Source organism: Microbacterium arabinogalactanolyticum (assembly GCF_030268005.1).
GTDB classification, from domain to species: Bacteria; Actinomycetota; Actinomycetes; order Actinomycetales; family Microbacteriaceae; genus Microbacterium; species Microbacterium arabinogalactanolyticum.
The window spans coordinates 36,961-62,077 of the sequence record NZ_BRZC01000004.1; the positions used below are offsets into that span (position 1 = coordinate 36,961).

The 25,117-nt window shown below is 69.0% G+C and carries 26 protein-coding genes and 5 tRNA genes; 21 read left to right on the plus strand and 10 right to left on the minus strand.

Annotation, left to right across the window (positions count from 1 at the left end; all coding sequences use genetic code 11):
- Positions 1 to 39: 39 nt before the first annotated feature.
- Together MIAR_RS04515 and MIAR_RS04520 are read right to left on the minus strand one after the other, a co-directional pair.
- The gene (locus MIAR_RS04515) at positions 40 to 1,233 is read right to left on the minus strand and encodes a ribonuclease D (protein WP_285632000.1); all 1,194 of its coding nucleotides are present in this window, start codon (positions 1,231 to 1,233) and stop codon (positions 40 to 42) included.
- Entirely contained in the window at positions 1,226 to 1,807 is a 582-nt protein-coding gene (locus MIAR_RS04520) for a DUF3000 domain-containing protein (protein ID WP_285632002.1), read from the minus strand. Before MIAR_RS04520 ends, MIAR_RS04515 begins: the two co-directional genes overlap by 8 nt.
- Positions 1,808 to 1,832: 25 nt before the next feature.
- On the opposite strand from MIAR_RS04520, the gene MIAR_RS04525 reads away from it, so the two are divergent.
- Positions 1,833 to 3,017 carry an alpha/beta hydrolase family protein gene (locus MIAR_RS04525; protein ID WP_285632004.1) on the plus strand — a complete coding sequence of 395 codons (1,185 nt, stop codon included), beginning with the start codon at positions 1,833 to 1,835 and terminating at the stop codon, positions 3,015 to 3,017.
- 7 nt (positions 3,018 to 3,024) lie between these two features.
- Here MIAR_RS04525 and MIAR_RS04530 read toward each other — a convergent pair whose 3' ends face one another.
- Both MIAR_RS04530 and MIAR_RS04535 read right to left on the minus strand, forming a co-directional pair.
- Positions 3,025 to 3,456, minus strand: coding sequence for a SufE family protein (locus tag MIAR_RS04530; protein WP_285632006.1), 432 nt, complete (start codon positions 3,454 to 3,456; stop codon positions 3,025 to 3,027).
- 18 nt (positions 3,457 to 3,474) lie between these two features.
- Positions 3,475 to 4,371, minus strand: coding sequence for a sulfurtransferase (locus tag MIAR_RS04535; protein ID WP_285632007.1), 897 nt, complete (start codon positions 4,369 to 4,371; stop codon positions 3,475 to 3,477).
- A 185-nt stretch (positions 4,372 to 4,556) separates the two neighbouring features.
- Here MIAR_RS04535 and zapE point away from each other — a divergent pair, with 185 nt between their 5' ends.
- Positions 4,557 to 5,612 carry a cell division protein ZapE gene (gene zapE / locus MIAR_RS04540; RefSeq protein WP_285632018.1) on the plus strand — a complete coding sequence of 352 codons (1,056 nt, stop codon included), beginning with the start codon at positions 4,557 to 4,559 and terminating at the stop codon, positions 5,610 to 5,612.
- 21 nt (positions 5,613 to 5,633) lie between these two features.
- Here zapE and MIAR_RS04545 read toward each other — a convergent pair whose 3' ends face one another.
- Positions 5,634 to 6,230 (minus strand): YceI family protein, encoded by a 597-nt coding sequence (locus MIAR_RS04545; RefSeq protein WP_285632021.1) that lies wholly within the window; start codon positions 6,228 to 6,230, stop codon positions 5,634 to 5,636.
- A gap of 214 nt (positions 6,231 to 6,444) precedes the next feature.
- On the opposite strand from MIAR_RS04545, the gene MIAR_RS04550 reads away from it, so the two are divergent.
- The 3 genes from MIAR_RS04550 to MIAR_RS04560 all read left to right on the plus strand — a co-directional run bounded on the left by MIAR_RS04550 (position 6,445) and on the right by MIAR_RS04560 (position 8,776).
- Entirely contained in the window at positions 6,445 to 7,680 is a 1,236-nt protein-coding gene (locus MIAR_RS04550) for an ammonium transporter (RefSeq protein WP_285632023.1), read from the plus strand.
- A gap of 20 nt (positions 7,681 to 7,700) precedes the next feature.
- Entirely contained in the window at positions 7,701 to 8,291 is a 591-nt protein-coding gene (locus tag MIAR_RS04555; protein WP_285632025.1) for a type II toxin-antitoxin system PemK/MazF family toxin, read from the plus strand.
- Between the two features lie 98 nt (positions 8,292 to 8,389).
- A complete protein-coding gene (locus MIAR_RS04560) occupies positions 8,390 to 8,776 on the plus strand; it encodes an SPW repeat domain-containing protein (protein WP_285632032.1) in 387 nt (128 codons plus the stop codon).
- Between the two features lie 102 nt (positions 8,777 to 8,878).
- Here MIAR_RS04560 and MIAR_RS04565 read toward each other — a convergent pair whose 3' ends face one another.
- The 3 genes from MIAR_RS04565 to MIAR_RS04575 form a co-directional block, all read right to left on the minus strand.
- Positions 8,879 to 9,775 carry a TIGR01777 family oxidoreductase gene (locus tag MIAR_RS04565; protein ID WP_285632035.1) on the minus strand — a complete coding sequence of 299 codons (897 nt, stop codon included), beginning with the start codon at positions 9,773 to 9,775 and terminating at the stop codon, positions 8,879 to 8,881.
- Positions 9,776 to 9,835: 60 nt separating this feature from the next.
- Positions 9,836 to 9,911: transfer RNA gene (locus MIAR_RS04570), tRNA-Gly, on the minus strand.
- 1 nt (position 9,912) lies between these two features.
- Positions 9,913 to 9,985 (minus strand) — tRNA-Val (locus tag MIAR_RS04575).
- 215 nt (positions 9,986 to 10,200) lie between these two features.
- Here MIAR_RS04575 and MIAR_RS04580 point away from each other — a divergent pair.
- From MIAR_RS04580 to MIAR_RS04605, 6 genes are all read left to right on the plus strand, one after another.
- A tRNA-Gly gene (locus tag MIAR_RS04580) sits at positions 10,201 to 10,273 on the plus strand.
- A 54-nt stretch (positions 10,274 to 10,327) separates the two neighbouring features.
- Positions 10,328 to 10,398 (plus strand) — tRNA-Cys (locus MIAR_RS04585).
- Positions 10,399 to 10,425: 27 nt separating this feature from the next.
- A tRNA-Val gene (locus MIAR_RS04590) sits at positions 10,426 to 10,497 on the plus strand.
- Positions 10,498 to 10,783: 286 nt separating this feature from the next.
- Positions 10,784 to 12,721, plus strand: coding sequence for a threonine--tRNA ligase (gene thrS, locus MIAR_RS04595; RefSeq protein ID WP_285635617.1), 1,938 nt, complete (start codon positions 10,784 to 10,786; stop codon positions 12,719 to 12,721).
- Complete coding sequence (locus MIAR_RS04600; protein WP_285632038.1) at positions 12,718 to 13,278, plus strand: HIT family protein; 561 nt, start codon at positions 12,718 to 12,720, stop codon at positions 13,276 to 13,278. Before thrS ends, MIAR_RS04600 begins: the two co-directional genes overlap by 4 nt.
- A 212-nt stretch (positions 13,279 to 13,490) precedes the next feature.
- Positions 13,491 to 13,949, plus strand: a complete 459-nt coding sequence (locus MIAR_RS04605; RefSeq protein ID WP_285632041.1) for a hypothetical protein — start codon at positions 13,491 to 13,493, stop codon at positions 13,947 to 13,949.
- Between the two features lie 6 nt (positions 13,950 to 13,955).
- Here MIAR_RS04605 and pdxY read toward each other — a convergent pair whose 3' ends face one another.
- Both pdxY and MIAR_RS04615 read right to left on the minus strand, forming a co-directional pair.
- A complete protein-coding gene (gene pdxY / locus MIAR_RS04610; protein ID WP_285632044.1) occupies positions 13,956 to 14,807 on the minus strand; it encodes a pyridoxal kinase PdxY in 852 nt (283 codons plus the stop codon).
- Positions 14,808 to 14,838: 31 nt separating this feature from the next.
- On the minus strand, positions 14,839 to 16,140 hold the full coding sequence (locus tag MIAR_RS04615; RefSeq protein ID WP_285635620.1) for an aminotransferase class I/II-fold pyridoxal phosphate-dependent enzyme: 1,302 nt from the start codon (positions 16,138 to 16,140) through the stop codon (positions 14,839 to 14,841).
- An 82-nt stretch (positions 16,141 to 16,222) separates the two neighbouring features.
- On the opposite strand from MIAR_RS04615, the gene pdxS reads away from it, so the two are divergent.
- The 10 genes from pdxS to secF all read left to right on the plus strand — a co-directional run bounded on the left by pdxS (position 16,223) and on the right by secF (position 25,059).
- A complete protein-coding gene (gene pdxS / locus MIAR_RS04620; RefSeq protein ID WP_285632048.1) occupies positions 16,223 to 17,119 on the plus strand; it encodes a pyridoxal 5'-phosphate synthase lyase subunit PdxS in 897 nt (298 codons plus the stop codon).
- Complete coding sequence (pdxT, locus tag MIAR_RS04625; RefSeq protein WP_285632051.1) at positions 17,116 to 17,709, plus strand: pyridoxal 5'-phosphate synthase glutaminase subunit PdxT; 594 nt, start codon at positions 17,116 to 17,118, stop codon at positions 17,707 to 17,709. Before pdxS ends, pdxT begins: the two co-directional genes overlap by 4 nt.
- Before the next feature lie 26 nt (positions 17,710 to 17,735).
- Positions 17,736 to 18,611: a ribonuclease FAU-1 family protein gene (locus MIAR_RS04630; RefSeq protein WP_285632054.1), complete on the plus strand. Its 876-nt coding sequence runs from the start codon at positions 17,736 to 17,738 to the stop codon at positions 18,609 to 18,611.
- A gap of 77 nt (positions 18,612 to 18,688) precedes the next feature.
- On the plus strand, positions 18,689 to 19,450 hold the full coding sequence (locus MIAR_RS04635) for a YebC/PmpR family DNA-binding transcriptional regulator (protein ID WP_285632057.1): 762 nt from the start codon (positions 18,689 to 18,691) through the stop codon (positions 19,448 to 19,450).
- Positions 19,451 to 19,514: 64 nt separating this feature from the next.
- Positions 19,515 to 20,114, plus strand: a complete 600-nt coding sequence (ruvC, locus tag MIAR_RS04640) for a crossover junction endodeoxyribonuclease RuvC (RefSeq protein ID WP_285632060.1) — start codon at positions 19,515 to 19,517, stop codon at positions 20,112 to 20,114.
- 9 nt (positions 20,115 to 20,123) lie between these two features.
- On the plus strand, positions 20,124 to 20,732 hold the full coding sequence (gene ruvA, locus MIAR_RS04645) for a Holliday junction branch migration protein RuvA (RefSeq protein ID WP_285632063.1): 609 nt from the start codon (positions 20,124 to 20,126) through the stop codon (positions 20,730 to 20,732).
- Positions 20,725 to 21,756: a Holliday junction branch migration DNA helicase RuvB gene (gene ruvB, locus MIAR_RS04650; protein ID WP_285632066.1), complete on the plus strand. Its 1,032-nt coding sequence runs from the start codon at positions 20,725 to 20,727 to the stop codon at positions 21,754 to 21,756. The genes ruvA and ruvB overlap by 8 nt, the downstream gene beginning before the upstream one ends.
- 89 nt (positions 21,757 to 21,845) lie before the next feature.
- Entirely contained in the window at positions 21,846 to 22,274 is a 429-nt protein-coding gene (locus MIAR_RS04655; RefSeq protein ID WP_285632069.1) for a preprotein translocase subunit YajC, read from the plus strand.
- 35 nt (positions 22,275 to 22,309) lie between these two features.
- Positions 22,310 to 24,067, plus strand: coding sequence for a protein translocase subunit SecD (secD, locus tag MIAR_RS04660; RefSeq protein ID WP_285632072.1), 1,758 nt, complete (start codon positions 22,310 to 22,312; stop codon positions 24,065 to 24,067).
- Positions 24,064 to 25,059, plus strand: a complete 996-nt coding sequence (gene secF / locus MIAR_RS04665) for a protein translocase subunit SecF (protein ID WP_285632075.1) — start codon at positions 24,064 to 24,066, stop codon at positions 25,057 to 25,059. The genes secD and secF overlap by 4 nt, the downstream gene beginning before the upstream one ends.
- The last annotated feature ends 58 nt before the right edge of the window (positions 25,060 to 25,117 follow it).

Below are 25,117 nucleotides of genomic sequence, written 5' to 3' on the forward strand. Positions count from 1 at the left end.
GGAGGGCGTTCGAAGCGTCAGGAATCGGTTGGATCGAACCTACGAAGCCGTTTCGGGGGCGTCCGAATCGGTTTGCGGTCCCTCTACAAAGGCATCCGCGATCTTCTGTGCGGTATGCGCAACCTGCCACCGTCGAGCCCCGAGCGCGGCGAGAGCCTCGCCGACGGCCTCCGCTGTCAGCGCCGGCGGCTGCCAGGCCACGCGGCGCAGGAAGTCCGGGGTCAGCAGGTTCTCCGTCGGCATGTGCAGCTCCTCGGCGATGGCCTCCACCACGGGGCGGGCGGCCTTCAGGCGCAGATCGGCCTCGGGGTTGCGATCCGCCCATGCTCGTGGCGGGGGGAGCGCATCGCTGGGTACGCGCTCACGAGGGAGGTCCTCCGTGGTGCGGCCGCGCTCGATCGCGTCCCACCAACGATCCAGCTGGGTGCGGCTGGCACGTCCGTTGAACTCCTTGAGCGCTGCGAGCGCGGACTTGCTCTGCGGCGAGGCGAGCACGGCCGCGAGCAGGGAGCGATCCGGCACGAGACGGCCGGGGGAGACGTCGATCTCCTGCGCGTACGCCTCGCGTGCGGTCCAGAGCTCGCGGGCGACCGCCAGCTGACGAGCCCCGCGCACCTTGTGCAGTCCGCTCAACCGGCGCCACGGCTCGGTGCGAGGGGCCTTGGGCTCCTTGTCGAGAGTCGCCTGGAACTCCTCCGCCGCGATCTCGGTCTTGCCCGCCTCCGCGAGCTCGCGGGCGAGCACGTCCGCGACGTCGATCAGGTGCAGCACGTCGAGGGCCGCGTACTCGAGCCACGGCTGCGGGAGCGGGCGCGTGGACCAGTCGGCGGCGGAATGCGCCTTGGCCAGGGTGATCCCGAGAGCGTGCTCGACGACGGCAGCCAGACCGAAGCCGTCGCTGCCCAGGAGGCGGGATGCCAGCTCGGTGTCGAAGATGCGGGGCGGGTTCAGGCCCAGTTCGCGCAGCGACGGCAGATCCTGGCTGGCGGCGTGGAAGACCCATTCGGTGTCGCCGATGGCATCCTGCAGCGCGCTGAAGTCGCCGACGGCAGGCGGATCGAAGAGGAAGACGCCCGCGTCGCGCCGGAAGACCTGCACGAGGTACGCGCGCTGCGAGTAGCGGAAGCCGGAAGCGCGCTCCACATCGACGGCCACCGGCCCCTGGCCGTGGGAGAGGGCGAGACACGCCTTCTCGAACTCCGTGCGGTCACCGATCACGGAGTATTCAGCCACGACCGTCCCTTCTCGCGCCGAACACGGCGACATCCTCGGAACCCGGCGGGAGACCCGCCAGCATCCCCACCAGCTCTGCCCATGCTTCCACATGCGGGCGCAGCGGCGCATCCGGGGTCCATGACGCGCGCAGCTCGATCTGGGCGCCGTCCCCCTCCTCGGCCAGGCCGCCGAAGCCCTTCGAGAGCATCTTCGTCGAGGTCCCTGACTCGGAGTGGTACTGCGCGTCGCGGGAGTCCAGAGCGTCGACGAGCCACGACCAGGCGACGTCGGCGAGCAGGGGATCGGTGCCGATCTCGGGCTCCAGCGGGGCCTGGGCGAACGCGATGACGCGCCAGGCGCCGCCCCATGCCGCGGGCTCGTCCGGATCGTGCAGCAGCACGAACCGTCCGGTGCCGTAGATGGAGTCGCCGTGATCATCCGGGCGAACGTCCGCAGCGAGGGCCAGCGAGAAGGGCGCCAGACCTGCGGGGGACGGGATCTCCCGCACGACGATGTCGGCGCGGAACGTCGTCTCGCGCAGCTCTGCGGCGGCGACGGCGAAGAGCGCTGCGGCATCCGGGTGTGCAGTCACGTGGACAGGCTAGAGTCAGGAGGCGATGAAGAGTCTCAGGCACGCCGTAGCCATCGCCGTACCCGCGCTGCTGGCGCTGGGCGCCGTAGCCGGAGCGGTCGCCGGAGCGGTCGTGCTCACGGTCGCCCGCCGTGTGGTCACGCCGACGGTGCGACGCAACGACACGCACATCCTGGCGGTGGACACCGGCGCGCAGACGATCGAGCTGGATCGCACGCCGGATACCGAGCTGCCCGGACGCTATGGACTGTTCACGTCGGGCACGTACGGCTATGTGAAGCTGGGCGCGGTGCTCGGCGCGGATTCCCGGACCGTGCGCCGCAAGCTGCTGACCCAGATCGAACCGGGTGCCCAGGTGGACAGGGACGCCGCGTTCAGCGGCTGGTACTACGTGACCCCGAGCGAGCTGCACCTGCCGTGGGAGAGCGTGCTGATCGGCTCGCCGGCGGGCCCGTGCCCTGCGTGGTTCTTCCCCGCGGCGAACACCGGGAACGCCGACACGTGGGTCATCCAGGTTCATGGTCGCGGCACCATGCGATCCGAGTGCCTGCGCGCCGTGCCGGTCTTCCACGCGTTGGGGCTGCCGAACCTCGTGGTGTCCTACCGCAACGACGGTGAGGCACCGCGCTCCCGCGGAGGCAGCTATGCGCTGGGCGCGAGCGAGTGGCGCGACGTGGATGCGGCCATCGGATACGCGCTGCGGCACGGAGCGCGGCGCGTGGTGCTGATGGGCTGGTCGATGGGCGGCGCGATCGCGCTGCAGACCGCCGTCTCCTCCGGCAACCGTGACCGGATCGCGGGTCTCGTGCTGGACTCACCCGTGGTCGACTGGCGCACCGTGCTGCGCTTCCAGGCGCGTGAGGAGGGCCTGCGAGAACCGCTTCCGGCCCTGGCCATGGGCGTGCTGGAGAACACCTTCACGGCGCGGCTGGGCGGCGCGGAGAACGCGATCCGCTTCGATCGTCTGGACATGGTGGCACGGGCGTCCGAGCTGCAGGCACCGATCCTGATCCTGCACAGCGACGACGACGGATTCGTCCCCGCGGATGCGTCCCACGCGCTGGCCGCCGCGCGGCCGGACCTCGTGACCATGCCCGCATTCGCGGTGGCGCGGCACACGAAGCTCTGGAATTACGACCAGACGCGATGGACGGCAGCGATCACCGACTGGATGTCGGAGCGCGGCCTCGGCTCGCGCGCCGGCTCCTGAGCCGGGGTCAGCGCTTCTCGGCGACCTGCCGCTGGGCGCGCACCAGCATCCCCGTCATGCCGGCGATCCGCAGGGGCGAGACCGACTTCGTCAGACCGATGGTCTGCGGGTAGTCGCCCGGGATCGCGAGCACCTCGTCGGCCGTGAGGCCGGTGAGGCCCTGCACCAGGATGCTCGCGAACCCGCGGGTGGTCGGTGCCTCCGGCGGCGCCGTCGCGTGCATGGCGACGACGCCGTGGGTGACCTCGACGTTGATGAACACGGGGGACTGGCATTCCGCGACGCGCTCGTACATGTCGACATTGCCGGCGAGGTGCTCCGGCACCGGCGGGAGCTCGGACGAGTACTCCAGGAGCAGCTCCAGGCGGTCCTCCTGAGGAAGCTCCAGGAACTCCTCGCGGACCTCCGCCAGGCGTGCGGGAAGATGCGTGTCAGTCACCCACCGATTCTCCCACGCTCAGAGGGAGCCGGGCTCGGTCCCCGTGACGATCGGAACGCGCACGGCGCTGCCCCACTCGGTCCACGAGCCGTCGTAGTTGCGCACGTTCTCGAAGCCGAGCAGGTGCTGCAGGACGAACCAGGTGTGGCTCGAGCGCTCACCGATGCGGCAGTAGGCGATCACGTCGTCGCCGGCCTTGAGGCCCGCTCCGTCCTGGTAGATCTCCTCGAGCTCGGCGCGGGTCTTGAATCCGCCGTCCTCGGCGACCGCACGGCTCCACGGCACGCTCTTCGCCGTGGGGATGTGACCGCCGCGCAGCGAGCTCTCGTCGGGGTAGGCCGGCATGTGGGTGCGCTCACCGGAGTACTCCTCGGGGGAGCGCACGTCGATCAGCGGACCCTGGCCGATGAACGCCAGCACGTCGTCCTTGTACGCGCGCAGCACGGAGTCGTCGCGCTCGACCACGGGGTACTCCGTCGCGGGACGGACCGTCTTCTCCCTGGTGATCTCGCGGCCCTCGGCGATCCACTTGTCGCGACCGCCGTCGACCAGCCGCACGTCCTCGTGGCCGAAGAGCGAGAAGACCCAGAGGGCGTAGGCGGCCCACCAGTTGTTCTTGTCGCCGTAGATCACGACGGTGTCGTCGCGGGAGATGCCCTTGCGGCTGAGCAGTTCGGCGAAGCCCTTGCCGTCGACGTAGTCGCGCACGACGGGGTCGTTGAGCTCGGTGTGCCAGTCGACCTTCACGGCGCCCGGGATGTGGCCGGTCTCGTAGAGCAGCACGTCCTCGTCGGATTCGACGACGACCAGGCCGGGTGCGCCGAGGTTGGCGGCGAGCCACTCGGTGGTGACGAGTCGGCCGGGTGCGGCGTACTCGGCGAACTTGGTGGATGAGTTGTCGTGCTCGACGGTCACGGGATGCTCCTCTTGGTTCAGGATGCGATGCAGGCGGCGGATGCTGCGATGTTGCGCCAATTGATTCAGGACGCAGGGGTGGGTATGCGACGGCGTAAAGTTGAGCCGTCCCCTTTGACGATAGATCCCTTCGGTCGGGCCCGCATCCGGATCGTAAGACTATGACTTCTGACCTCAGGAATGTGATGACCCAGCAGACGAGCACGGGTGTCGTGCACCTCACCGAGCGCACACCGATCGTCACCGGCCCGGAGATGCTCGCCAGCCTCGTGCCGCCGCCGCAGTTCGATTCCGCCACCTTCGACAGCTACCGCGCCGACGACGCCTACCCGTCTCAGGAGGCGGCGAAGGAGACACTGCAGCGGTTCGCTGGTCGCAGCGAGCCGGTGAAGAAGGCCGGGCTGTTCCGCCGTGCGCCCAAGGAGACCCCGATGAAGCCAGGCGTGTACCTGGACGGCGGCTTCGGCGTCGGCAAGACGCACCTGCTGGCATCCGTGTACCACGCGATGCCGTCCCGCAGGAAGTACTTCGGCTCGTTCATCGAGTACACCGCACTGGTCGGCGCGCTGGGCTACCGGAACACCGTGGATCTGCTGCGCGGCTCGGACCTGCTCTGCATCGACGAGTTCGAGCTGGACGATCCCGGCGACACGATGGTGATGACCCGGCTGCTGGGGGAGCTGGTGGCCTCGGGCACCAAGCTCGCCGCCACCTCCAACACACCTCCGAACGCGCTCGGCGAGGGCCGGTTCGCCGCGCAGGACTTCCTGCGTGAGATCCACGCGATGTCCGAGAGCTTCGAGACTCTGCGCATCGACGGGGTCGACTACCGCCAGCGCGCGATCGACGGCAGCGCGGTCGTGCTGGATGACGCCGACTACGCGAAGGTCGTCGCGGATGCCGCCGCAGCCGGCACGGCGTCGGACGACGCGTTCGCGGATGTCATCCGGCACCTGGCGCAGGTGCATCCCTCGCGCTACATCCGTCTGATCGACGGGCTCGATCTGGTGGGCCTGCGTGATGTACAGGTGCTCACCGATCAGTCCGAGGCGCTGCGCTTCGTGGCGTTCGTGGACCGTGTGTACGACGCCCAGCTCCCGATCGCGGCCACGGGCGCGTCGCTGGACACCGTGTTCGCCGAGGAGATGCTCGGCGGCGGGTACCGCAAGAAGTACCTGCGAGCGATCTCGAGGCTCAACGCCCTCACCCATTCGGTGCGCGGCGGCTCCGGCGAGGCCTGACCCCCGCCGGAGAACCGCCGGTCACTCCTCGGAGTCGGCGCCCTCGCCGTTCTCGTCGGATGCGTCGTCGCCTGCGGTCTTGACCGCAGAGATCTCGAACTCGAGGGTGATCTTCTCCGACACGAGCACTCCGCCGGAGTCGAGGGGCGTGTTCCACTCCAGGCCGTAATCGCGACGGTTCAGGCGGCGGGTGCCCTCGAAGCCGGCTCGGAGCTCGCCCGCGGGGCCCGTCTCGATGCCGATCAGTGCCAGCGGGATCATGACCTGCTTGGTCACGTCGCGGATGGTGAGGTCGCCCGTGACGCTGAATGCGCGGTCGTCGACCTCCTCGATGTGGGTGCTCACGAAGGTGATCTCCGGCCACTTCTCCGAGTCGAAGAAGTCCGCGCTGCGCAGGTGGTCGTCGCGCTGCTGCACGCGGGTGTCGACGCTGCCCGTCTTCATCGTCACCTTCGCCCAGGAGTTCTCCGGGTGCTCGGTGTCGACGTGGAGATGGCCGGAGACCTCGTTGAAGGCACCGCGGACGGTGGTGACCATGGCGTGCTTCGCGGAGAAGCCGATCCGGGTGTGCGCCGGGTCGAACTCCCAGTCGCCGTTGACTTTTTCGAGATCGATCACACGAGACTCCTCATTCGGACTCCCGTCAGGAGGCGGGAGAAACGTCCTCCCGCCTGGGGGCCGGAGGTGGATTCGAGAATACCCGAACTACTTCCGGTAACCGGATCGTCATCTGGCGGCATCCGCTGTAACACGCTCGCAACACGCAGCACGCGAGATCGAAACACGGCGCGCCCAGACTTCTTCCATCCGACGAAGAGAGAAGGGTGCGGACATGGACTCCACCGGCAACATCTCGTGGGCGCTCACCGCCACGGCACTCGTGCTGCTGATGACGCCGGGGGTGGCGTTCTTCTACGGCGGCCTGGTGCGGGCGAAGAGCGTCATCAGCATGATGATGATGAGCTTCGGTGCGATCGGGCTCATCGCCGTGCTGTGGGTGCTGTACGGCTACTCGATGAGCAGTGTCGACGGCCCCGGCCAGTTCGCGGGTGACCCGTTCAAGGACTTCGGGCTCGCCGGCGCCGCCTCGGGATCGGGCGCCAACGCCGCGCTGCTGAGCGTCGCGTACGGGGCCACCTTCGCGATCATCACCGTCGCTCTGATCTCGGGCGCCATCGCCGACCGTGCGCGATTCGGTCCCTGGCTCATCTTCGTGGGGGTGTTCGGCACCATCGGCTACTTCCCGATCGCGGCCTGGGTCTGGGGCGGCGGCTGGATCATGCACCTGGGCACGACCCTGTTCGGCAAGGACAGCGGGATCGCGGTGATCGACTACGCGGGCGGCACGGCCGTGCACATCAACGCCGGCGCCGCCGCCCTCGCACTGGCCCTGGTGCTGGGCAAGCGCATCGGCTTCGGCAAGGGCATCCAGAAGCCGCACAACGTGCCGCTGACCCTGCTGGGCGCCGCGCTGCTGTGGTTCGGCTGGTTCGGCTTCAACGCCGGGGCGGAGTGGCTGTCGCCGGGGATGGGGCACGTCGGTCTGATCGCGGTGAACACGCTGGGGGCGTCGGCTGCGGGCATCCTGGGCTGGATCCTCATCGAGAAGCTCCGTGACGGCAAGCCGACGTCGGTGGGCGCGGTCTCGGGACTCGTCGCCGGACTCGTCGCGATCACGCCGGCCTGCGCGAACCTCACGCCCGGCTGGTCGCTCCTGCTGGGTCTGCTCTCGGGTGCCGCGTGCGCGCTGGCCGTGGAGCTGAAGTTCCGTCTCGGCTTCGACGACTCGCTCGACGTCGTGGGCCTGCACCTGGTCGGTGGCGTGCTGGGAACGGTGTACCTGGGCTTCTTCGCCACGGGGCAGGGCCTGTTCACGGGGGGCGACCTGCGTCTGCTGGCGGTGCAGATCATCGCCGCCGGGGGAGTGCTGGTGTACTCGTTCCTGGTGTCGCTGGCGATCGGATTCGCGATCGAGAAGACCATCGGCTTCCGGGTCACGAAAGAGGCCGAGGTCGCGGGTGTCGACACCTTCGTTCACGGCGAAGAGGGCTACGCGCTGGTCGAATGAGTCGCGGCTAGGGTGTGGGGGTGAGCTCCACTCAGCGCATCCTGTCCGTCCTCGCAGATCTCGTCGGCCGGCTGCTGGCCAAGGAGGACCCGAAGCGGCCCACGCGCCCGCGGCACCCGGACGCCGTGCTCCGCCCCGATGGGCGAGCCGGCGCCGGTTCGTCCGGTCGGACCGACGAGGTCTCACCGGGACGGACGCGCGGTTCCGAGACGATCGAGGTGGACCCGGAGCGGGTCGGCGACGTGAACGTCGGATACTCGCCCTCCCGCAACGGTCAGCCGGACTCCGGCGAGGTGATCTGGACCTGGGTGCCCTACGAGGAGAACGACGGGCGCGGCAAGGACCGCCCGGTACTGGTGATCGGAAGGCAGTCCGCGGATCGCGTGTACGCCGTCCGCATGACCAGCAAGGCCCACGACGGCGACCGCGACTTCCTCTCCATCGGATCAGGCGCCTGGGACTCGCAGGGCCGGGAGTCGTGGGTGGACATCGAGCAGCTGTACAGCGTGCATCACGAGGGGATGCGGCGCGAGGCCGCAGTGCTGGACAAAGGGCGCTACGGTCGCGTGACCGAGGCGCTCATCCGCAGGTACGGCTGGGCGAAGGTCTGAGGAGCGGTCCGCGCTGCGCGGGCATCCAATCCGATCGGTGCAGGGTGACGAACCCTCAGTGAGCCGCTGTCCGCGGCGCATCCGATCGAGGAGGAATCATGCGTTTCATCCCCACGAAAGTCCACGGCGTTCTCGACTATCTCGTCGGAATCGCCCTGATCCTCGCCCCCTGGCTGTTCGGCTTCGCCGCCATGGGCGGCCCCGCCGTCGTGATCCCGATCATCCTGGGCGTCGGACTGATCGTCTACAGCCTGCTGACGCGGTACGAATGGGGTCCGGTGAAGCTGATCCCGATGCCGGTGCACCTGGTGTTCGACGTCGTCGCCAGCGCCTTCCTCGCCGCATCGCCCTGGCTCTTCGGTTTCGCGTCGGCTCCGCCGAACGCCTGGGTCCCCCACGTGGTCGTCGGGATCACGGTGATCATCGTGGTGATCTTCTCCGAGCCGCAGCCCGCGCGCGCCGAGCTGCGCACGACGCGGGCCTGAGGTATTCGGGATCGCACGTCCGAAGGGGCGTCAGGGCGGAGTCGTCCCTGACGCCCCTTCGGCGTCACGAGATGGAGTCGCCGGTGCGGTGGATGCCGTGGATCAGCGGAGGGCCGAGTCCACGGCATCCCCGGCGGTCTGATGGCGGAACGAGAAGCCGCTGTCCAGCAGCGCTCGGGGCGCCGCGTCGACGTCGGAGAGGATGAGCGAGTCGGCCGCCGCGCGTCCCAGCCCCAGTCGCAGCGCCCACGCCGGCGCGGGCAGCCAGTACGGCCGGTGCAGTGCGCGGGCGAGTGCTCGACCGATGTCGCCCGAGGTGGCGCGCGTCGGACCCGTGAGGTTGACCGGACCGTCGACCGGACTGCCGATCAGATGCCGGATGGCGCGCACCTCGTCGTCGAGCGAGATCCATGGCCAGAGCTCGCGGCCCGAGCCCAGCGGGCCGCCGAGTCCGAGCCGCGTCAGCAGGATCATGGGGCGCAGCACGCCTTCCGGATGCAGCACGGGAGCCGTGCGCAGCAGCACGGTGCGCACGTCGTCGCCGGCGTCGCGGGCCGCTCGCTCCCAGTCGACGCAGAGCTCCGCGAGGAATGTGCTGCCCGCGCCGCTGGTCTCGTCGAGAGCCTCGCCCGGGCGGTCGCCGTAGAACCCGATGCCGGACGCCGAGAGGAAGGTCGGTGCATCGCGGCCCAGCGCACGAAGGGCGGCCGCGAGCGTCTGCGTGGGCAGCAGCCGTGATGATCGAAGCCGTTCGCGGTAACCACGCGTCCACGGCAGCCTGCCGATGCTCGCGCCGTTCAGGCCGACCACTGCGTCGGCGCCGGCGAGGACGTCGGGGGAGAGCGGATGCCCTGAGTCGAGCCATCGCACTTCGTCCGGCCCGGTCGGCGCGCGGCGCACGAGGTGCACGACCCTGATGCCGTCCGCACGGAGTGACGCCGTGAGTGCGCGTCCGATCAGGCCGGATGCGCCGGCGATGACGATGTGCCCTGCGGTCATGTCCTGTCTCCCTCCGGATACGACGAGAGGCCCGGGATCATCGATCCCGGGCCTCTGACGTGGAGCGGATGACGAGACTCGAACTCGCGACCCTAACCTTGGCAAGGTTATGCGCTACCAACTGCGCTACATCCGCGTGGGCGATGCCGGACTCGAACCGACGACCTCTTCCGTGTGAAGGAAGCGCGCTACCAACTGCGCCAATCGCCCCTGTGCTGTTGTGGTGTGCACAACGGCACGATTGAAAAGCATACCCGATCGGATGGGCGGCGCCGGTATCGGTCGGCAGGCCGGGCGTGGCGCGGCCAGGAGCGGCGCGGGCGGACACGCCCGACGGCGTCATCCGGTTTGGCGAACGCCTGAACCTGGGCTAATGTATTTCGAGTGCCCGGTACGCCGGGTGGGAATGAAAAACTGAACAGTTTGCGGATGTAGCGCAGTTGGTAGCGCATCACCTTGCCAAGGTGAGGGTCGCGAGTTCGAGTCTCGTCATCCGCTCGAGTGCAGGAGCCCCAGCCAGGGGTTCTGGCATGTGGGTTCGAATCCACCTCTGGTGGCGTGGCCGAGTGGCTAGGCACCGGCCTGCAAAGCCGTTTACACGGGTTCGAATCCCGTCGCCACCTCTCAGCGAAAACTTAATAGCCTTCTAGGCGCGATTGGCGCAGCGGTAGCGCGCTTCCCTGACACGGAAGAGGTCACTGGTTCGATCCCAGTATCGCGCACAGACTGAAACCCCCGGTTCCCCCGGGGGTTTCGTCGTTTCCGAGCGCTTCGGGCCGACAGCGTAGACTCTTCCCATGGAATCCGTGTCGACCCTTCTCGTGACCTCTGTCACCGGTGTCGTCACGCGAACTACTGGCGCCTGAGCGGGCAGGGCGCCGTCGCGCCCGAAGCTGAGTCGTCTCATTCCATTCGTCCATCAGGAGAATCCCCGTGTCAGACATCGCCCAGCCCAGCGCCGAGGGGCGCGACGGCTTCGCACTCTTCACCGATCGATCCGTCATCGCCATGCGCGTGAACGGCGTCCTCAAGGATCTCGCCGCGACCGTCACCGAGAACGACGTCGTCGAGCCGGTCACCATCGACAGCCCCGCCGGCCTCGACATCCTGCGCCACTCCACCGCGCACGTGCTCGCACAGGCCGTGCAGCGCATCCGTCCTGCCGCGAACCTGGGCATCGGCCCGTTCATCACCGACGGCTTCTACTACGATTTCGGCGTCGACGAGCCCTTCACGCCCGAGGATCTCAAGGCCATCTCGAAGGAGATGCAGCGCATCGTCCGCGACGGCCAGCGCTTCACCCGCCGCGTCGTCACCGAGGACGAGGCGCGCGCCGAGCTCGCGAACGAGCCCTTCAAGCTCGAACTGATCGACCTGGCCGGCGGCCCCGGTTCCGGTGCGGACGCCGCCGACGGGGCATCCGTCGAGGTCGGAGCCGGCGAGCTGACCATCTACGACAACGTCACCAACGACGGCGAGGTGGCCTGGAAGGACCTCTGCCGCGGTCCGCACGTGCCCAGCACCCGCATGCTCGGCAACGGCTGGGACCTCACCCGGGTCGCCGCAGCCTACTGGCGGGGCAGCGAGAAGAACCCGCAGCTGCAGCGCATCTACGGCACCGCGTGGCCCAGCAAGGAAGAGCTGCGCGCGTACCAGGAGCGCCTCGCCGAGGCCGAGCGCCGCGACCACCGCAAGCTCGGCGTCGAGATGGACCTGTTCTCGTTCCCCGACGAGATCGGCTCCGGACTGGCGGTCTTCCACCCCAAGGGCGGAATCATCCGCTACGAGATCGAGGAGAACCTGCGTCGTCATCTGCTGCGCAACGGCTACGACGTGGTGAACAGCCCCCACATCACCAAGAAGGATCTGTTCATGACCTCGGGTCATCTGCAGACCTACGCCGACGGCATGTTCCCGCCGATGCACCTCGACGAGGTCGTCGACGACGAGGGCAACGTCACCCGTCAGGGCCAGGACTACTACCTGAAGCCCATGAACTGCCCGTTCCACAACCTGATCTACCGGGCCCGCGGACGCAGCTACCGCGAGCTGCCGCTGCGCCTGGCGGAGTTCGGCACCGTGTACCGGTACGAGAAGAGCGGCACGCTCTCGGGCCTCACCCGTGTGCGCGGTCTGACCCAGGACGACGCGCACATCTACGTCGCCCAGGATCAGGTGCGCGAGGAGCTGACCACCAACCTCAACCTGGTGCTCGAACTGCTGCGCGACTACGGGCTGAACGACTTCTACCTGGAGCTATCGACCAACGAGGAGGGCAACCCGAAGTTCCTCGGCGAGCCCGAGCAGTGGACCACCGCGATCGACACGCTGCGCGAGGTCGCCCTGGAATCCGGCCTGGAACTGGTCGCAGACCCGGGCGGCGCAGCCTTCTACGGCCCGAAGATCTCGGTGCAGGCGCGGGACGCCATCGGCCGCACCTGGCAGATGTCGACCATCCAGCTGGACTTCAACCAGCCGGAGCGCTTCGAGCTGGAGTACACCGGACCCGACGGCCAGAAGCACCGCCCGGTGATGATCCACCGTGCGCTTCTCGGATCGGTGGAGCGGTTCTTCGCCATCCTGCTCGAGCACTACGCGGGCGACTTCCCGCTGTGGCTCGCACCGATGCAGGTCGTGGGCGTGCCGGTCGCCGACGCCTTCGGTGACTACCTGGACGAGGTCGTGGGACGGCTCAAGGCCGAAGGCGTGCGCGCCGAGGTCGACCACTCCGACGATCGGATGCAGAAGAAGATCCGCAACCACACCACGGCCAAGGTGCCCGTCATCCTCATCGCCGGTGAGCAGGACCGCACCGCCGGCACCGTCTCGTTCCGCTTCCGCGACGGCTCGCAGGAGAACGGCGTGCCGATCGCGGATGCCGTCGCCCGCATCCGCGGAGCGATCGCGTCGCATGCGCGGGTGATGACCTCCGAGGATCTCGCGTGACCTCCACGCCCGAGCACGAGGTGGCCGTCGAGGACGGCGGCCACCTCGCCGGTGTGCCGGACGAGTTCCAGCGGCTGTGGACTCCGCACCGCATGGCCTACATCCAGGCGGGCCCCGAGGTGCTGCGCGAGGACTGCCCGTTCTGCGAGGCGCCCAAGCATCCGGATCCCGAGCGGCTCATCGTGGCCCGCGGCGAGACGGCCTACGTGCTGCTCAACCTGTTCCCGTACAACTCCGGGCACCTGCTGGTCTGTCCCTACCGCCACATCGCGACCTACGACCAGGCGACGCCGGAAGAGGTCGCGGAGATCGGCGCGCTGACGCAGACCGGCATGCGCGTGCTGCGAGAGGTGTCGAACTGCGACGGCTTCAACCTGGGAATGAACCAGGGCGCCGTCGCCGGCGCGGGAGTGGACGCGCACCTGCACCAGCACATCGTTCCGCGGTGGACGTCGGACGCGAACTTCTTCCCGATCATCGCGAAGACGAAGGCGCTGCCGCAGCTGCTCGGCGAGGTCCGCGAAGCGGTCGCGCGCGCCTGGCCTGTGGACAACTGATTTTCGGAACGCCGCCTCTGCGAGACTGAACGCACAGTTTCTCAGGGGGGAAGATGAACGGTGCGGTTCGCAGTTCTAGGCCTGTTTCGCGAGTGGCGGCAGTCGTCGCCTGCAGCGCGGTTGCTCTCTTCGTCATGACGGGCTGCTCGCAGGCGACGAGCCCGGAGTCGAAGCCGTTACTGAAGGCCACGCCTTCGACGTCCGCCTCACCAGTGCCCGAGCGCACGGCCGGGGTCGACGCCGGTGACCCGCAGATGGCGGATGCCTTCGCCGAGCGCGACGCGTTCTTCGCGGAGCAGGGCTTCACGGGAAACGGACCGCTCAGGGCCACGACCGAGGCCCAGCGGGCACTGGTGCAGGCGCAGAAGGAGTGGACCGAGGCCAAAGGCGGAGTCTGGGATGATCGGAGCGAGACGATTCTGCTGGCTCTGGGGTCGGACACCTGCGAGACCGGCATCCTGAATCAGCACAGAGTCGACGGAACCACGTTGAAGAAGCTGATCGTCTCATCTCCATTGACGGCTCAGTTGATCCCGAAGGACACCCCGGCGGACCAGGCCGCGCTGTATGAGCGCAACATCGCCTCGATGTCGGTGTTCAGCGCCTCGTACCTCTGTCCTGCGGACAAGGACGCCTGGGAGGCCGCCTTCCGGACGGCCTACCCGGGCTGATTCCGGTCAGCGCACCTGGTACGCGGTGAACTGCAGGCGCGGGTTGGCGTACGCCTCCTGGGACTCGACGAGCTGCAGCTCGCGCTCGCCCGAGTCGAGCGTGTTCTGCAGCAGGTCGAAGACGCTCGACACGGTGCGCTCCAGTGCGACCTTCGCGTCGCCGGTCTCGACGTAGTGCGCGGTGAACAGCGCCGCCGTGACATCGCCCGAGCCGTTGGCCTTCATCGGCAGCTGGGGGGTCGCGACCAGCCAGGCGCCCTTCCCGTCCACCGCGAGCATCTCGATGGTGCCCTCCTCGCGGTCGGGCCGCTCGACCGAGGTCACCAGCACGACGGAGGGGCCCATCGCCATCGCGGCGTCCACGGACGCCAGCGTGGACTCCAGGTCGCCCGGCTCGGTGCGGGTCAGATAGCCCAGTTCGAACTGGTTGGGCGTGATGATGTCGGCGACCGGCACCACCTTGTCGCGCAGAAGCTCCGGAATGGCCGGGGCGACGAAGCATCCGGACTTCGCGTTGCCCATCACCGGGTCGCAGGCGTAGACGGCATCCGGATTCGCCGCCTTGACCTTGGCGACCGCTTCGATGATGACGTCGGCGATGCCCTCACCACCCTGGTAGCCGCTGAGAACGGCGTCGATCCGCGGCAGCACGCCGCGCTCCTCGATGCCGGTGATGACCTCGCGCACGTCTTCGGGCGCGATCATCGGTCCGCGCCAGGCGCCGTAGCCGGTGTGGTTGGAGAAGTTGACCGTGTAGACCGGCAGCACCTCGACGCCGATGCGCTGCAGCGGGAAGACGGCGGCCGAGTTGCCGACGTGGCCGTGCGCGACGGCCGACTGGATCGAGAGGATCTTCATCCTGCCATCCTCTCACCCGCCGCGAGGCGCCTCAGCGCGCGGCGGCCTCGAGATCGTCGAGCAGCCGGGCGGTGTCCGCGGCGCTGAGATCGTGCACCGTCAGGCGCAGATGGTCGGATGCCGGGGATGCGTCGTCGATGCGGAACTCGTCGCCCGTGCGCACCAGCCAGCCGCGGCGCATCAGGCGCTCGGCCGCCGTCCGTGCGGGTACCGCGAGCCGCACCCAGAGGCTGAGCCCGTCAGAGGAGGCGGTCTCGATGCCGCGCTCGGCGAGGGCGGAGACGAACGCGCCGTTGCGCGCCGCATAATGCGCCGCGGCCTCCGCGATCCGCGCGCGCACACCGGCATCCGCCAGCTGCGCGTGCGCGAGGCGCTGCAGCAGGTGGCTGACCCAGGTCGTGCCGGGATTCAGACGCATCGCGAGCCGCTCGGCGGTCGTGGGATCGGTGGCGGCGAGCGCCAGGCACATGTCGGGGCCGAGGAACTTCGACACCGAGCGCAGCAGCGCATAGCGCCGGTGCTCCGGGCCGATCAGTGAGGCGTACGGGTGCGCGGACAGCATCGAGAAGTGGTCGTCCTCGATGATCAGCACGTACGGATGCGGGCGGAGCACCGCACGCAGCGCCTCGGCGCGGGCGGGGGAGAGGCTCACCCCGGTGGGGTTCTGCGCGCGCGGTGTGCTGATGATCGCGCGGACCCCCGCGTCCAGGGCCGCCTGCAGGCCCTCGACCGTCATCCCCTCCGCATCGACGGGTACCGGTACCGCCCGGTAGCCGCCGAGCCGGACGGTGTGGATGCTGGCCAGGAAGCAGGGATCCTCGAGCGCCACGGCGTCGTCGCGCATGAGCGCCTGAGCGAGCAGCCGCTCCACGGCGTCGACCGCGCCGCTGGTCACGGTGATGCGCAGGTCGTCGCGGGGGAGATCCGCCAGCATCCACTCACGTGCCCACTGCTCGAGGCCGGGGTCGATGACCGGTTCGCCGTAGAGGACGGGCCGCCCGACGATGCCCGCGAGCGCGGCGGTCGGGTCGGGGATCAGCTGCGGATCGGGGTTTCCCGAGCCGATGTCCTGCAGCACCGTGTCGGCGGCGATGCCTTCCTGCGCCACGTGCGCGGCACCGGCGATGAGTGTTCCGCCGCGACCCTTCGAGATCACCAGGCCGGCCTGCGCGAGCTGACGGTAGGCGGCGACCGCGGTGTTGCGGTTGACGCCGAGGAGGCCGGCGAGCTCCCGTACCGGGGGGAGCGCGTCGCCCGGGCGCAGCATCCCGCGCTCGCGCAGCGCCCGCACGCTGTCGGCGATCTCCGCAGCGGTCGTCCCGGCGATATCCATGCTCACATGCCGATTCTATGGTGCTATCTTTTGACATAGGCCAAAGAATCTTTTGTGCTGACCTTCTTCCCGAGGAGACACGATGGCAGACCAGACCCCCACCACCGGCTCGCAGCGCGTCAAGCGCGGACTCGCCGAGATGCTGAAGGGCGGCGTCATCATGGACGTCGTCACCGCCGACCAGGCCAAGATCGCCGAGGATGCCGGCGCCGTCGCCGTCATGGCGCTCGAGCGGGTCCCCGCCGACATCCGCGCCCAGGGCGGCGTCTCGCGCATGAGCGACCCCGACATGATCGACAGCATCATCGACGCGGTCTCCATCCCGGTCATGGCGAAGGCCCGCATCGGCCACTTCGTCGAGGCGCAGGTGCTGCAGGAGCTCGGCGTCGACTACATCGACGAGTCCGAGGTGCTCTCGCCGGCCGACTACGTCAACCACATCGACAAGTGGGGCTTCACGGTTCCCTTCGTCTGCGGTGCCACCAACCTGGGTGAGGCGCTGCGCCGCATCAACGAGGGCGCGGCGATGATCCGTTCCAAGGGCGAGGCCGGCACCGGCGACGTCTCCGAGGCCATGAAGCACATCCGCAAGATCCGCGGCGAGATCGCCGCCCTCGGCGCGCTCTCGAAGGACGAGCTGTACGTCGCGGCGAAGGAGCTCCAGGCGCCGTACGAGCTGGTCTCCGAGATCGCCGAGACCGGCAAGCTCCCGGTCGTCCTGTTCGTGGCGGGCGGCGTGGCGACCCCCGCGGATGCCGCGATGATGATGCAGCTGGGCGCCGACGGCGTGTTCGTGGGCTCGGGCATCTTCAAGTCCGGCGACCCCGTCGCTCGCGCGAAGGCCATCGTCAAGGCGACGACGTTCTACGATGACCCCAAGGTGATCGCAGAGGTCTCCCGTGGCCTCGGTGAGGCCATGGTGGGCATCAACGTCGCCGACCTGCCCGCGCCGCACCGTCTCGCCGAGCGGGGCTGGTGACCACGGCGCGCGTCGGCGTGCTCGCGCTGCAAGGCGATGTGCGTGAGCACGTCGCCCTGCTCGAGCACCTCGGTGCCGATGTCGTGCGCGTGCGCCGTCCCGAGGAGTTCGCCCAGGTCGACGGCCTGGCTCTTCCCGGCGGCGAGTCGACGGTGATCGACAAGCTGTCCCGGCAGTTCGGTCTGGCGGAGCCGATCCGTGCGGCGATCCGCGACGGGATGCCGATGCTGGGCACCTGCGCGGGGCTGATCATGCTCTCGGACCGCCTCATCGACGCGATCGAGGGCCAGCAGACCTTCGGCGGGCTGGACGTGCTGACCAGGCGCAACGCCTTCGGCCGCCAGACGGAGTCCTTCGAGGCGGAGCTCGACATCCCCGTGCTCGGGAGCGATCCGGTGCACACGACGTTCATCCGCGGCCCCGTGGTGGAGGAGGTCGGCGCGGATGCCACCACCCTGGCGGCTCTGGAGGACGGACGCGTCGTGGCCGTCGAGCAGGGGAACCTGCTGGGCATCAGCTTCCATCCGGAGCTGAGCGGCGAGCCGCGGTTCCACCAGCGGTTCCTGGACCGGGTCGCCGCGCGCGGCTGAACCGGCCCGGACGGTAGCGTGGCCGCATGCGCCTTCCCCTCGGATCCACGGATGTCAGCGCCAGCGGCGGAACCGTCACCCTCGTCGGCAGGAGGGGAGAGGAGTGGGAGGCGCTGTGTGCACGGCGCATCCCGCTCGACGAGGCTGTCGGGCTGCTCGTCGATCAGCACGAGGGCGCTCATGCCGGCGACGAGTTCGCGGATGCCGTGCCCGCGGACTCCGCAGATGCACCGCGCTTCACCGCCGGCGAACCCATCCTGTGGCGCTACGGACGGTACATCGAGACCGCGCGGGTGATCCGGGACGATGCACGCGGCCTGGTGGTCTGGATCCCGTCCGGGTCCGCCCGGCTGGAATCGGTGCCGGCTGACGGCAGGGCCACCAGAGAGGTCCCGCTCGAGGAGCGGTTCAGCGTGCCATGGGAGATCCGCGAGTCGACCTGGCGGGGGCCCGGTGTCGTGCGCGTGGCGCCGAGCGGCCGCCCCTGGTCGGTGTGGTTCTTCCGGGCAGTGGATGGGACGCCCGAAGGCGCGTACGTGAACCTGGAGCTGCCTCACCTGCGCTCCGCGACCGGCGCCCCCGGCATCTTCTCGCGTGACCTCATCCTGGACCTCTGGATCGAAGCCGAGCATCCGGGTGAGGAGGACGTGTGGCTGAAGGATTCCGACGAACTCGCCGCGGCCGTCGCGCAGGGGCGATTCACCGCTGCGCAGGCGGACGCCGTGCGGGCGATCGCCGACCACGCGGCGGCGGAGTTCCTGATGCCGGGAGGATGGCCGCTGGACGAGGGCTGGGCGCACTGGACGCCGGATGCCGCGATGGACGAGCCGATCGCCCTGCCCGAGAGCGCCGCCGTCGCAGAGGCGCGAGGGCGCACCGGCGGCGCCCGGCTGAACGGCTGACGGTGGAACGTCCCTGATTCGTTAGAATGGACGATGCCCTGGAGGCGACTCCGGGCACACGAGACGAGCGGAGATATATGTCCGGGCATTCCAAGTGGGCCACGACCAAGCACAAGAAGGCCGTCATCGACGCGCGCCGTGCCAAGTCGTGGGCCAAGCTCATCAAGAACATCGAGGTCGCGGCCAAGCTCGGCGGCGCCGATCTCGACGGCAATCCGACGCTCTTCGACGCCGTCCTCAAGGCCAAGAAGACCTCCGTCCCGAAGGACAACATCGACCGCGCCATCAAGCGCGGTGCGGGGATCGGCGGCGAGGCCGTCGAGTACACCTCGATCATGTACGAGGGCTACGGTCAGGGCGGTGTGGCTCTGATGATCGAGTGTCTGACCGACAACAAGAACCGCGCAGCCGCAGAGGTCCGCACGGCTCTCAGCCGCAACGGCGGCACGCTGGCCGACCCGGGGTCGGTCGCCTACAACTTCACCCGCAAGGGCGTCATCGTGGTCGGCTCCGAGGGCACCACCGAGGACGACGTGATGATGGCCGCTCTCGAGGCCGGCGCCGAGGAGATCGAGGACCACGCCGAGGGCTTCCAGGTGATCACCGACGCCAGCGACCTGGTGCCGGTGCGCTCCGCACTGCAGGAGGCGGGCATCGACTACGAATCCGCCGACGTCGAGTTCGTCCCGAACCTCAAGGTGGAGATCGACGCCGACACCGCGCGCAAGATCTTCCGCCTGATCGACGCGCTCGAGGACAGCGATGACGTGCAGAACGTCTACGCCAACTTCGACCTGACCGCCGAGGTGCAGGCCGAGCTCGAGAGCGACGACGAGTAAGAGCTTCGCAACGGCCCCGGGCGCGCCTGCGTCCGGGGCCGTTCTGCGCCCGTAGCCTGGGGGAGTGACCTCTCTGCGCGTGCTGGGCATCGACCCCGGCCTCACCCGGTGCGGCGTCGGCATCGTCGACGTCGACCGGACGCGGCGCGCGACACTGGTGCACGTGGGAGTGGTGCGGACACCGCTGGACGCGGAGCTCCCGGTGCGCCTGGCGGCGGTCGCCGCCGGCATCCGCGCGGTCATCGAGGATCACCACCCTGACGCCGTCGCCGTGGAGCGCGTGTTCGCGCAGCACAACGTGCAGACCGTGATGGGCACCGCCCAGGCATCCGGCGTGGCACTGCTCATCGCAGCCGAGGCAGGACTGCCCGCCGCGACGCATACGCCCAGCGAGGTGAAGGCCGCCGTGACCGGCTACGGATCCGCGGACAAGAAGCAGGTGCAGTCGATGATCGCCCGGATCCTGCGGCTCGACGCGCCGCCGCAGCCTGCGGATGCTGCGGACGCCCTGGCCATCGCGCTCTGCCACGCCTGGCGCGGCGGATCCTCCGCGCCCTCGGCGTCCGGCTCGCTGACGCCGGCGCAGCGCGCGTGGGCGGAAGCCGAGCGCGGCGCCCGGGGCGCGACTCGTGTCGCTCGAACGAATGTACGATCGGCCCGATAGGCTGGCTGCATGATCTCCTCGCTGCGCGGCACGGTGCTGCACACGGCCTCCGACCACGTCATCATCGAGACCGGCGGGGTCGGCTTCTCGGTCTTCGTGCCCGCCGACGTCGCGCACACGGCCACGATCGGCGAGCAGCTCCGGCTGCACACCAGCCTGATCGTGCGCGAGGATGCTCTGACCCTGTACGGCTTCGGCGACCGCGACGAACTGGAGATCTTCGGCCTGCTGCTGAGCGTGACCGGTGTGGGCCCGAAGTCCGCGCTCGGTGTGCTCTCGCACCTCACGGTCGATCAGATCGCCGAGGCTGTCACGGCGGAGGACGACGCCCCGTTCCGACGCGTCTCGGGCATCGGCCCGAAGACGGCGAAGCTCATCGTGGTGCAGCTGGCGGGCAAGGTGCAGGCGCGCGTCGCCAGTGCGCCGTCGGCGGCCGCGAGCACGGCGGTCGTCGACCAGGTGGCTGCGGCACTCGTCGGGCTCGGCTGGTCGGAGAAGGTCGCAGCCGAGGCGGCGGTCGAGTCCGCCGAGGAGGCGACGGATGCCGAGCGGCAGTCCGTTCCCGCGCTGCTGCGGCGCACGCTCGCCGCCATGGGGCCGGGAGCGAAGCGTGGCTGAGGATCACCGCGACGCCGGCGAGGCGCTGGACGAGACCGAGCTCGCCATCGAGGGCGCTCTGCGCCCCGCGAGCCTGAGCGAGTTCGTGGGCCAGCCGAAGGTGCGCGGTCAGCTGCAGCTCCTGCTGGAGGCCGCGCGCATCCAGGAGCGCCCCGCCGACCACATCCTGCTGGCGGGACCTCCCGGCCTGGGCAAGACGACCCTCGCGATGATCGTGGCGCACGAGAGCGGCCGCCCCCTGCGGCTCAGCAGCGGTCCCGCCATCCAGCACGCCGGCGACCTGGCCGCGCTGCTGTCGAGCCTCACGCCGGGCGAAGTGCTGTTCATCGACGAGATCCACCGCATGGCGCGCTCCGCCGAGGAGATGCTGTATCTGGCGATGGAGGACTTCCGCATCGACATCATGGTCGGCAAGGGCGCCGGAGCGACCAGCATCCCGCTGGATCTCGCACCCTTCACCCTCGTCGGCGCGACCACGAGATCCGGCCTGCTGCCCAATCCGCTGCGCGACAGGTTCGGCTTCACCGGTCACCTCGAGTTCTACGATGACAGCGACCTCGAGCGTGTCATCGCCCGCTCCGCGAACGTTCTCGGCGTGGCGCTGCCCGCGGATTCGCTCGCCGAGATCGCGCGGCGCTCCCGTGGCACGCCCCGCATCGCCAACCGCCTGCTGCGCCGGGTGCGCGACTACGCGCTGGTGCACGGCTCCGGGGCATCCGCGTCGATCGGCGACGTGCGCTCGGCGCTCGACCTGTACGACGTGGACGCGATCGGCCTCGATCGGCTGGACCGTGCGGTGCTGGATGCCCTGGTGCGGCGCTTCCGCGGCGGCCCCGTGGGCCTGAGCACCCTCGCCGTCGCGGTCGGCGAGGAGGCCGAGACGGTCGAGAGCGTCGTCGAGCCGTACCTCGTGCGCATCGGATTCCTCGGCCGCACGCCGCGCGGGCGCATCGCGATGCCCGAGGCGTACCGCCATCTGGGAGTCTCGCACCCCGAGGGCGCGGCATTGTTCGATGACCTATAATCGCTGAAGGCTTCCCGGATTCCCGGTTTCCCCCTCACGCAACGCCGCGTCCGGCGTGCATCTGAAAGGCACTTGCTCCTATGGATCCCATGTCCCTCATGCTCTTCGGTCTTCTCGCCGTGATGCTCGTGTTCATGTTCATGAACACCCGCAAGCGCCAGAAGCAGATGAAGGAGCAGCAGGAGGAGAAGGCCGCCAAGACCGTTCCGGGCGCCAAGGTGCTGCTGCAGGGCGGCCTGTACGGCACCATCGTGTCCTTCGACCCGGTCGACCTCGACAAGCCCGCCCAGGTGGAGCTCGCTCCGGGCGTAGTGATCGAGGTGCACAGCCAGGCCATCATCCGCGTCGTCGACCCCACCGAGGAGACCGCTGACGACGAGTCCGACACTGAGGACGCCGCCGAGGACACCGCCGCTGAGAACACGCCGGCGCAGGGCGCGAACGACGGGATCGAGTCGATCCAGGTCGAGACGCCCGAGGAGACGAAGGCTCGTCTCGAGCGCAACAACGACAACTGACGCACAGCGTCCTCTCTCGCGGAAAGCGGAACCCCGTGGCATCCACATCCCCGACCCGTCACGCCTGGCGGGTCCTCCTCGGCCTGCTCGTCGTGACGGCGGTGCTGTTCGGCATCAACGCGCTCGGCGTTTACGTCTTCAAGGCTGACAACGACAAGCCCGCCAGCTCCTGGACACCCGAGCTCGCGCTCGACCTGCAGGGCGGCACGCAGATCATCCTGCAGGCCGCGACGCCCGACGGCGCCGCGCCCTCTGCCGACCAGCTGACGCAGGCGGTCTCGATCATCCGCCAGCGCGTGGACGCATCGGGCGTGTCCGAGGCCGACATCACCACCGAGGGCGGGCGCAACATCGTCGTCCAGATCCCGGGCGCCGCTTCCAAGGCCGACCGCGCGCGCATCACCGCCAGCGCGAAGCTCGAATTCCGGGCAGTGCTGTACACGGACGCTCCGGTGAACAGCTTCGTCGGCGAGGACGGCAAGAGCACGCCGTACCCGACGCCGGCGGCCACGCTCGAGGCCACGCCGACGGCGAAGCCCACCAACGCCTCGGACCCGGCGTACATCACGCCCAAGCTGCAGGCCCAGTTCCAGGCCTTCGACTGCAACGCCGAGCAGGAAAGCAACCCGCCGGAGGACCAGCCTCTGATCGCCTGCGAGTTCGACAACCAGGGCAACGCCCAGGCGAAGTACATCCTCGGACCGATGGAGCTCGACGGCACGGTCATCAACGACGCCACCGCCGGGCGCGAGCAGCAGTCCGGCCAGTGGACCGTCAACCTGTCGATGAACGCCAAGGGCACCAAGGTCTTCGGCGAGATCAGCCAGCGGCTGAACGCCAACCGCATCGCGAACCTCAGCCCGCGCGACCAGTTCGCGTTCGTGCTCGACGGCAAGGTCATCTCGGCACCCGTCATGCAGGCCGCGATCCTCAACGGCAAGCCCAGCATCTCGGGCAACTTCACGCAGGAGAGCGCGAAGACGCTCGCCGACCAGCTCAAGTACGGTGCGCTGCCGCTGAGCTTCACCGTGCAGAGCTCGGACACCGTCTCGGCGACCCTCGGCTCGCAGCAGCTGCAGTACGGTCTGATCGCCGGTCTGATCGGCCTGGGGCTGGTGGCGGTCTACTCGCTGCTCAGCTACCGAGCGCTCGGCTGGGTGATCATGGCCTCGATCGCCGTCATGGGCGTGCTGACCTACATCATCATCGCGATCCTCGCGTGGCGGATGGGCTTCCGGCTCTCGCTCGCCGGTGTCGCGGGTCTGATCGTGTCGATCGGTTTCACCGCCGACTCGTTCATCGTGTACTTCGAGCGCATCCGAGACGAGCTGCGCGACGGCAGGTCGATCACCGGTTCGATCGAGTACGGCTGGGAACGCGCCAAGCGCACGATCTACATCGCCAAGTCGGTCAACATCCTCGCCGCCGTCGTGCTGTTCATCCTCGCCGACGCGACCGTCAAGGGGTTCGCGTTCACGCTGGGTCTGACGACCCTGATCGACGTGTTCATCTTCGTGATCTTCACGCACCCGGTCATGCAGATCCTCGCGCGCACCCGGTTCTTCGGCGGCGGGCACAGGCTCTCCGGTCTGAACGCCGAGTCGCTGGGCGCCGTCCGCGGCGCCGAGATCGAATACCGCACCGCCGAGACCGCCTCGAAGGGGCGTGCGGCGCGCAACAAGGGCGCACGAGGCGAGGCCGAGCGGCGCCAGACGATCGCCGAGCGCAAGCGCGCTGAGGCACTCACCGCGATGGGATCCAAGGATGCCGGGAAGGACTCCGACGCCTCATGATCTCCATGAATGAGTTCGGCAACAACCTGTACTCCGGGAAGACCTCCTTCCCGTTCGTCGGCAAGCGCCGCCTGTGGTTCGTGATCGCGATCCTGCTGGTGCTGGGCTCCGTGCTGGTCCCGCTCGTGCGGCCGGTGCAGTTCTCCATCGAGTTCACCGGCGGTTCCCAGTTCATGGTCGTCGGCCCCGCGTCCACCAACCAGGGCCTGGCCAGCGACGCCGTGCGCTCGGTGGTCCCCGGCGCGACGACCAAGGTCGCCATCGTCAACAAGAAGGACGTCCGCGTCCAGACCGACCGGATGACCCCGAACCAGACGCAGGACGTCAAGGCGGCGCTCGCGAAGGCCTTCGACGTGAAGGCCGACGAGGTCTCGGACTCCTTCATCGGTCCGGCCTGGGGTGAGGGCGTCACGCGGCAGTCGCTGTGGGGTCTGGCGATCTTCCTGGCGCTGACCTTCCTGATCCTCGGCATCTACTTCCGCACCTGGAAGATGTCGGCGGCGTCGATCCTCGGTCTCCTGGACGTGCTGGTCATCACGGTCGGCATCTACGCCCTCGCAGGTTTCGAGATCTCGCCGGCGGCGGTGATCGGGTTCCTGACGATCCTGGCGTACTCGCTGTACGACACCACGGTGGTGTTCGACAAGGTGCGCGAGAACACCCAGGAGGACGCCGTCAGCCTGCAGCGCACCTTCGGCGAGTCGGTCAACCTCGCGGTCAACCAGACCCTGGTCCGCTCGATCAACACCTCCGTCGTGGCCGCCCTTCCGGTCGGCGCGATCCTCTTCATCGGCGCCTTCTGGTTCGGTGCGGAGACGCTCTCGGCGATCTCGCTGTCGATCTTCGTCGGCATCCTCGTCGCGACCTACTCCACGCTGTTCGTCGCGGCCCCCCTGTACGCGGCGTTCCGTCAGAACGAGCCGGAGATCCTCGCGCACGACAAGAAGGTGCTCCAGGCGCGCGAGCGCGCCGCAGCGACCACCTCCGTGTGAGCGGACCCCTGCGGGGATCGGGTGCGCCCGGTCCCCGCGTAGGATGAACACATCGCGG

What these genes read in the sequence shown, in the direction of transcription:
- MIAR_RS04525 (WP_285632004.1), top strand. Translation starts at nt 1,833, where the DNA reads ATGAAGAGTCTCAGGCACGCCGTAGCCATCGCCGTACCCGCGCTGCTG.
- zapE (WP_285632018.1), top strand. Translation starts at nt 4,557, where the DNA reads ATGACCCAGCAGACGAGCACGGGTGTCGTGCACCTCACCGAGCGCACA.
- MIAR_RS04550 (WP_285632023.1), top strand. Translation starts at nt 6,445, where the DNA reads ATGGACTCCACCGGCAACATCTCGTGGGCGCTCACCGCCACGGCACTC.
- MIAR_RS04560 (WP_285632032.1), top strand. Translation starts at nt 8,390, where the DNA reads ATGCGTTTCATCCCCACGAAAGTCCACGGCGTTCTCGACTATCTCGTC.
- MIAR_RS04565 (WP_285632035.1), bottom strand. Translation starts at nt 9,775, where the DNA reads ATGACCGCAGGGCACATCGTCATCGCCGGCGCATCCGGCCTGATCGGA.
- thrS (WP_285635617.1), top strand. Translation starts at nt 10,784, where the DNA reads ATGCGCGTGAACGGCGTCCTCAAGGATCTCGCCGCGACCGTCACCGAG.
- pdxY (WP_285632044.1), bottom strand. Translation starts at nt 14,807, where the DNA reads ATGAAGATCCTCTCGATCCAGTCGGCCGTCGCGCACGGCCACGTCGGC.
- MIAR_RS04615 (WP_285635620.1), bottom strand. Translation starts at nt 16,140, where the DNA reads ATGGATATCGCCGGGACGACCGCTGCGGAGATCGCCGACAGCGTGCGG.
- pdxS (WP_285632048.1), top strand. Translation starts at nt 16,223, where the DNA reads ATGGCAGACCAGACCCCCACCACCGGCTCGCAGCGCGTCAAGCGCGGA.
- MIAR_RS04630 (WP_285632054.1), top strand. Translation starts at nt 17,736, where the DNA reads ATGCGCCTTCCCCTCGGATCCACGGATGTCAGCGCCAGCGGCGGAACC.
- MIAR_RS04635 (WP_285632057.1), top strand. Translation starts at nt 18,689, where the DNA reads ATGTCCGGGCATTCCAAGTGGGCCACGACCAAGCACAAGAAGGCCGTC.
- ruvA (WP_285632063.1), top strand. Translation starts at nt 20,124, where the DNA reads ATGATCTCCTCGCTGCGCGGCACGGTGCTGCACACGGCCTCCGACCAC.
- MIAR_RS04655 (WP_285632069.1), top strand. Translation starts at nt 21,846, where the DNA reads ATGTCCCTCATGCTCTTCGGTCTTCTCGCCGTGATGCTCGTGTTCATG.
- secF (WP_285632075.1), top strand. Translation starts at nt 24,064, where the DNA reads ATGATCTCCATGAATGAGTTCGGCAACAACCTGTACTCCGGGAAGACC.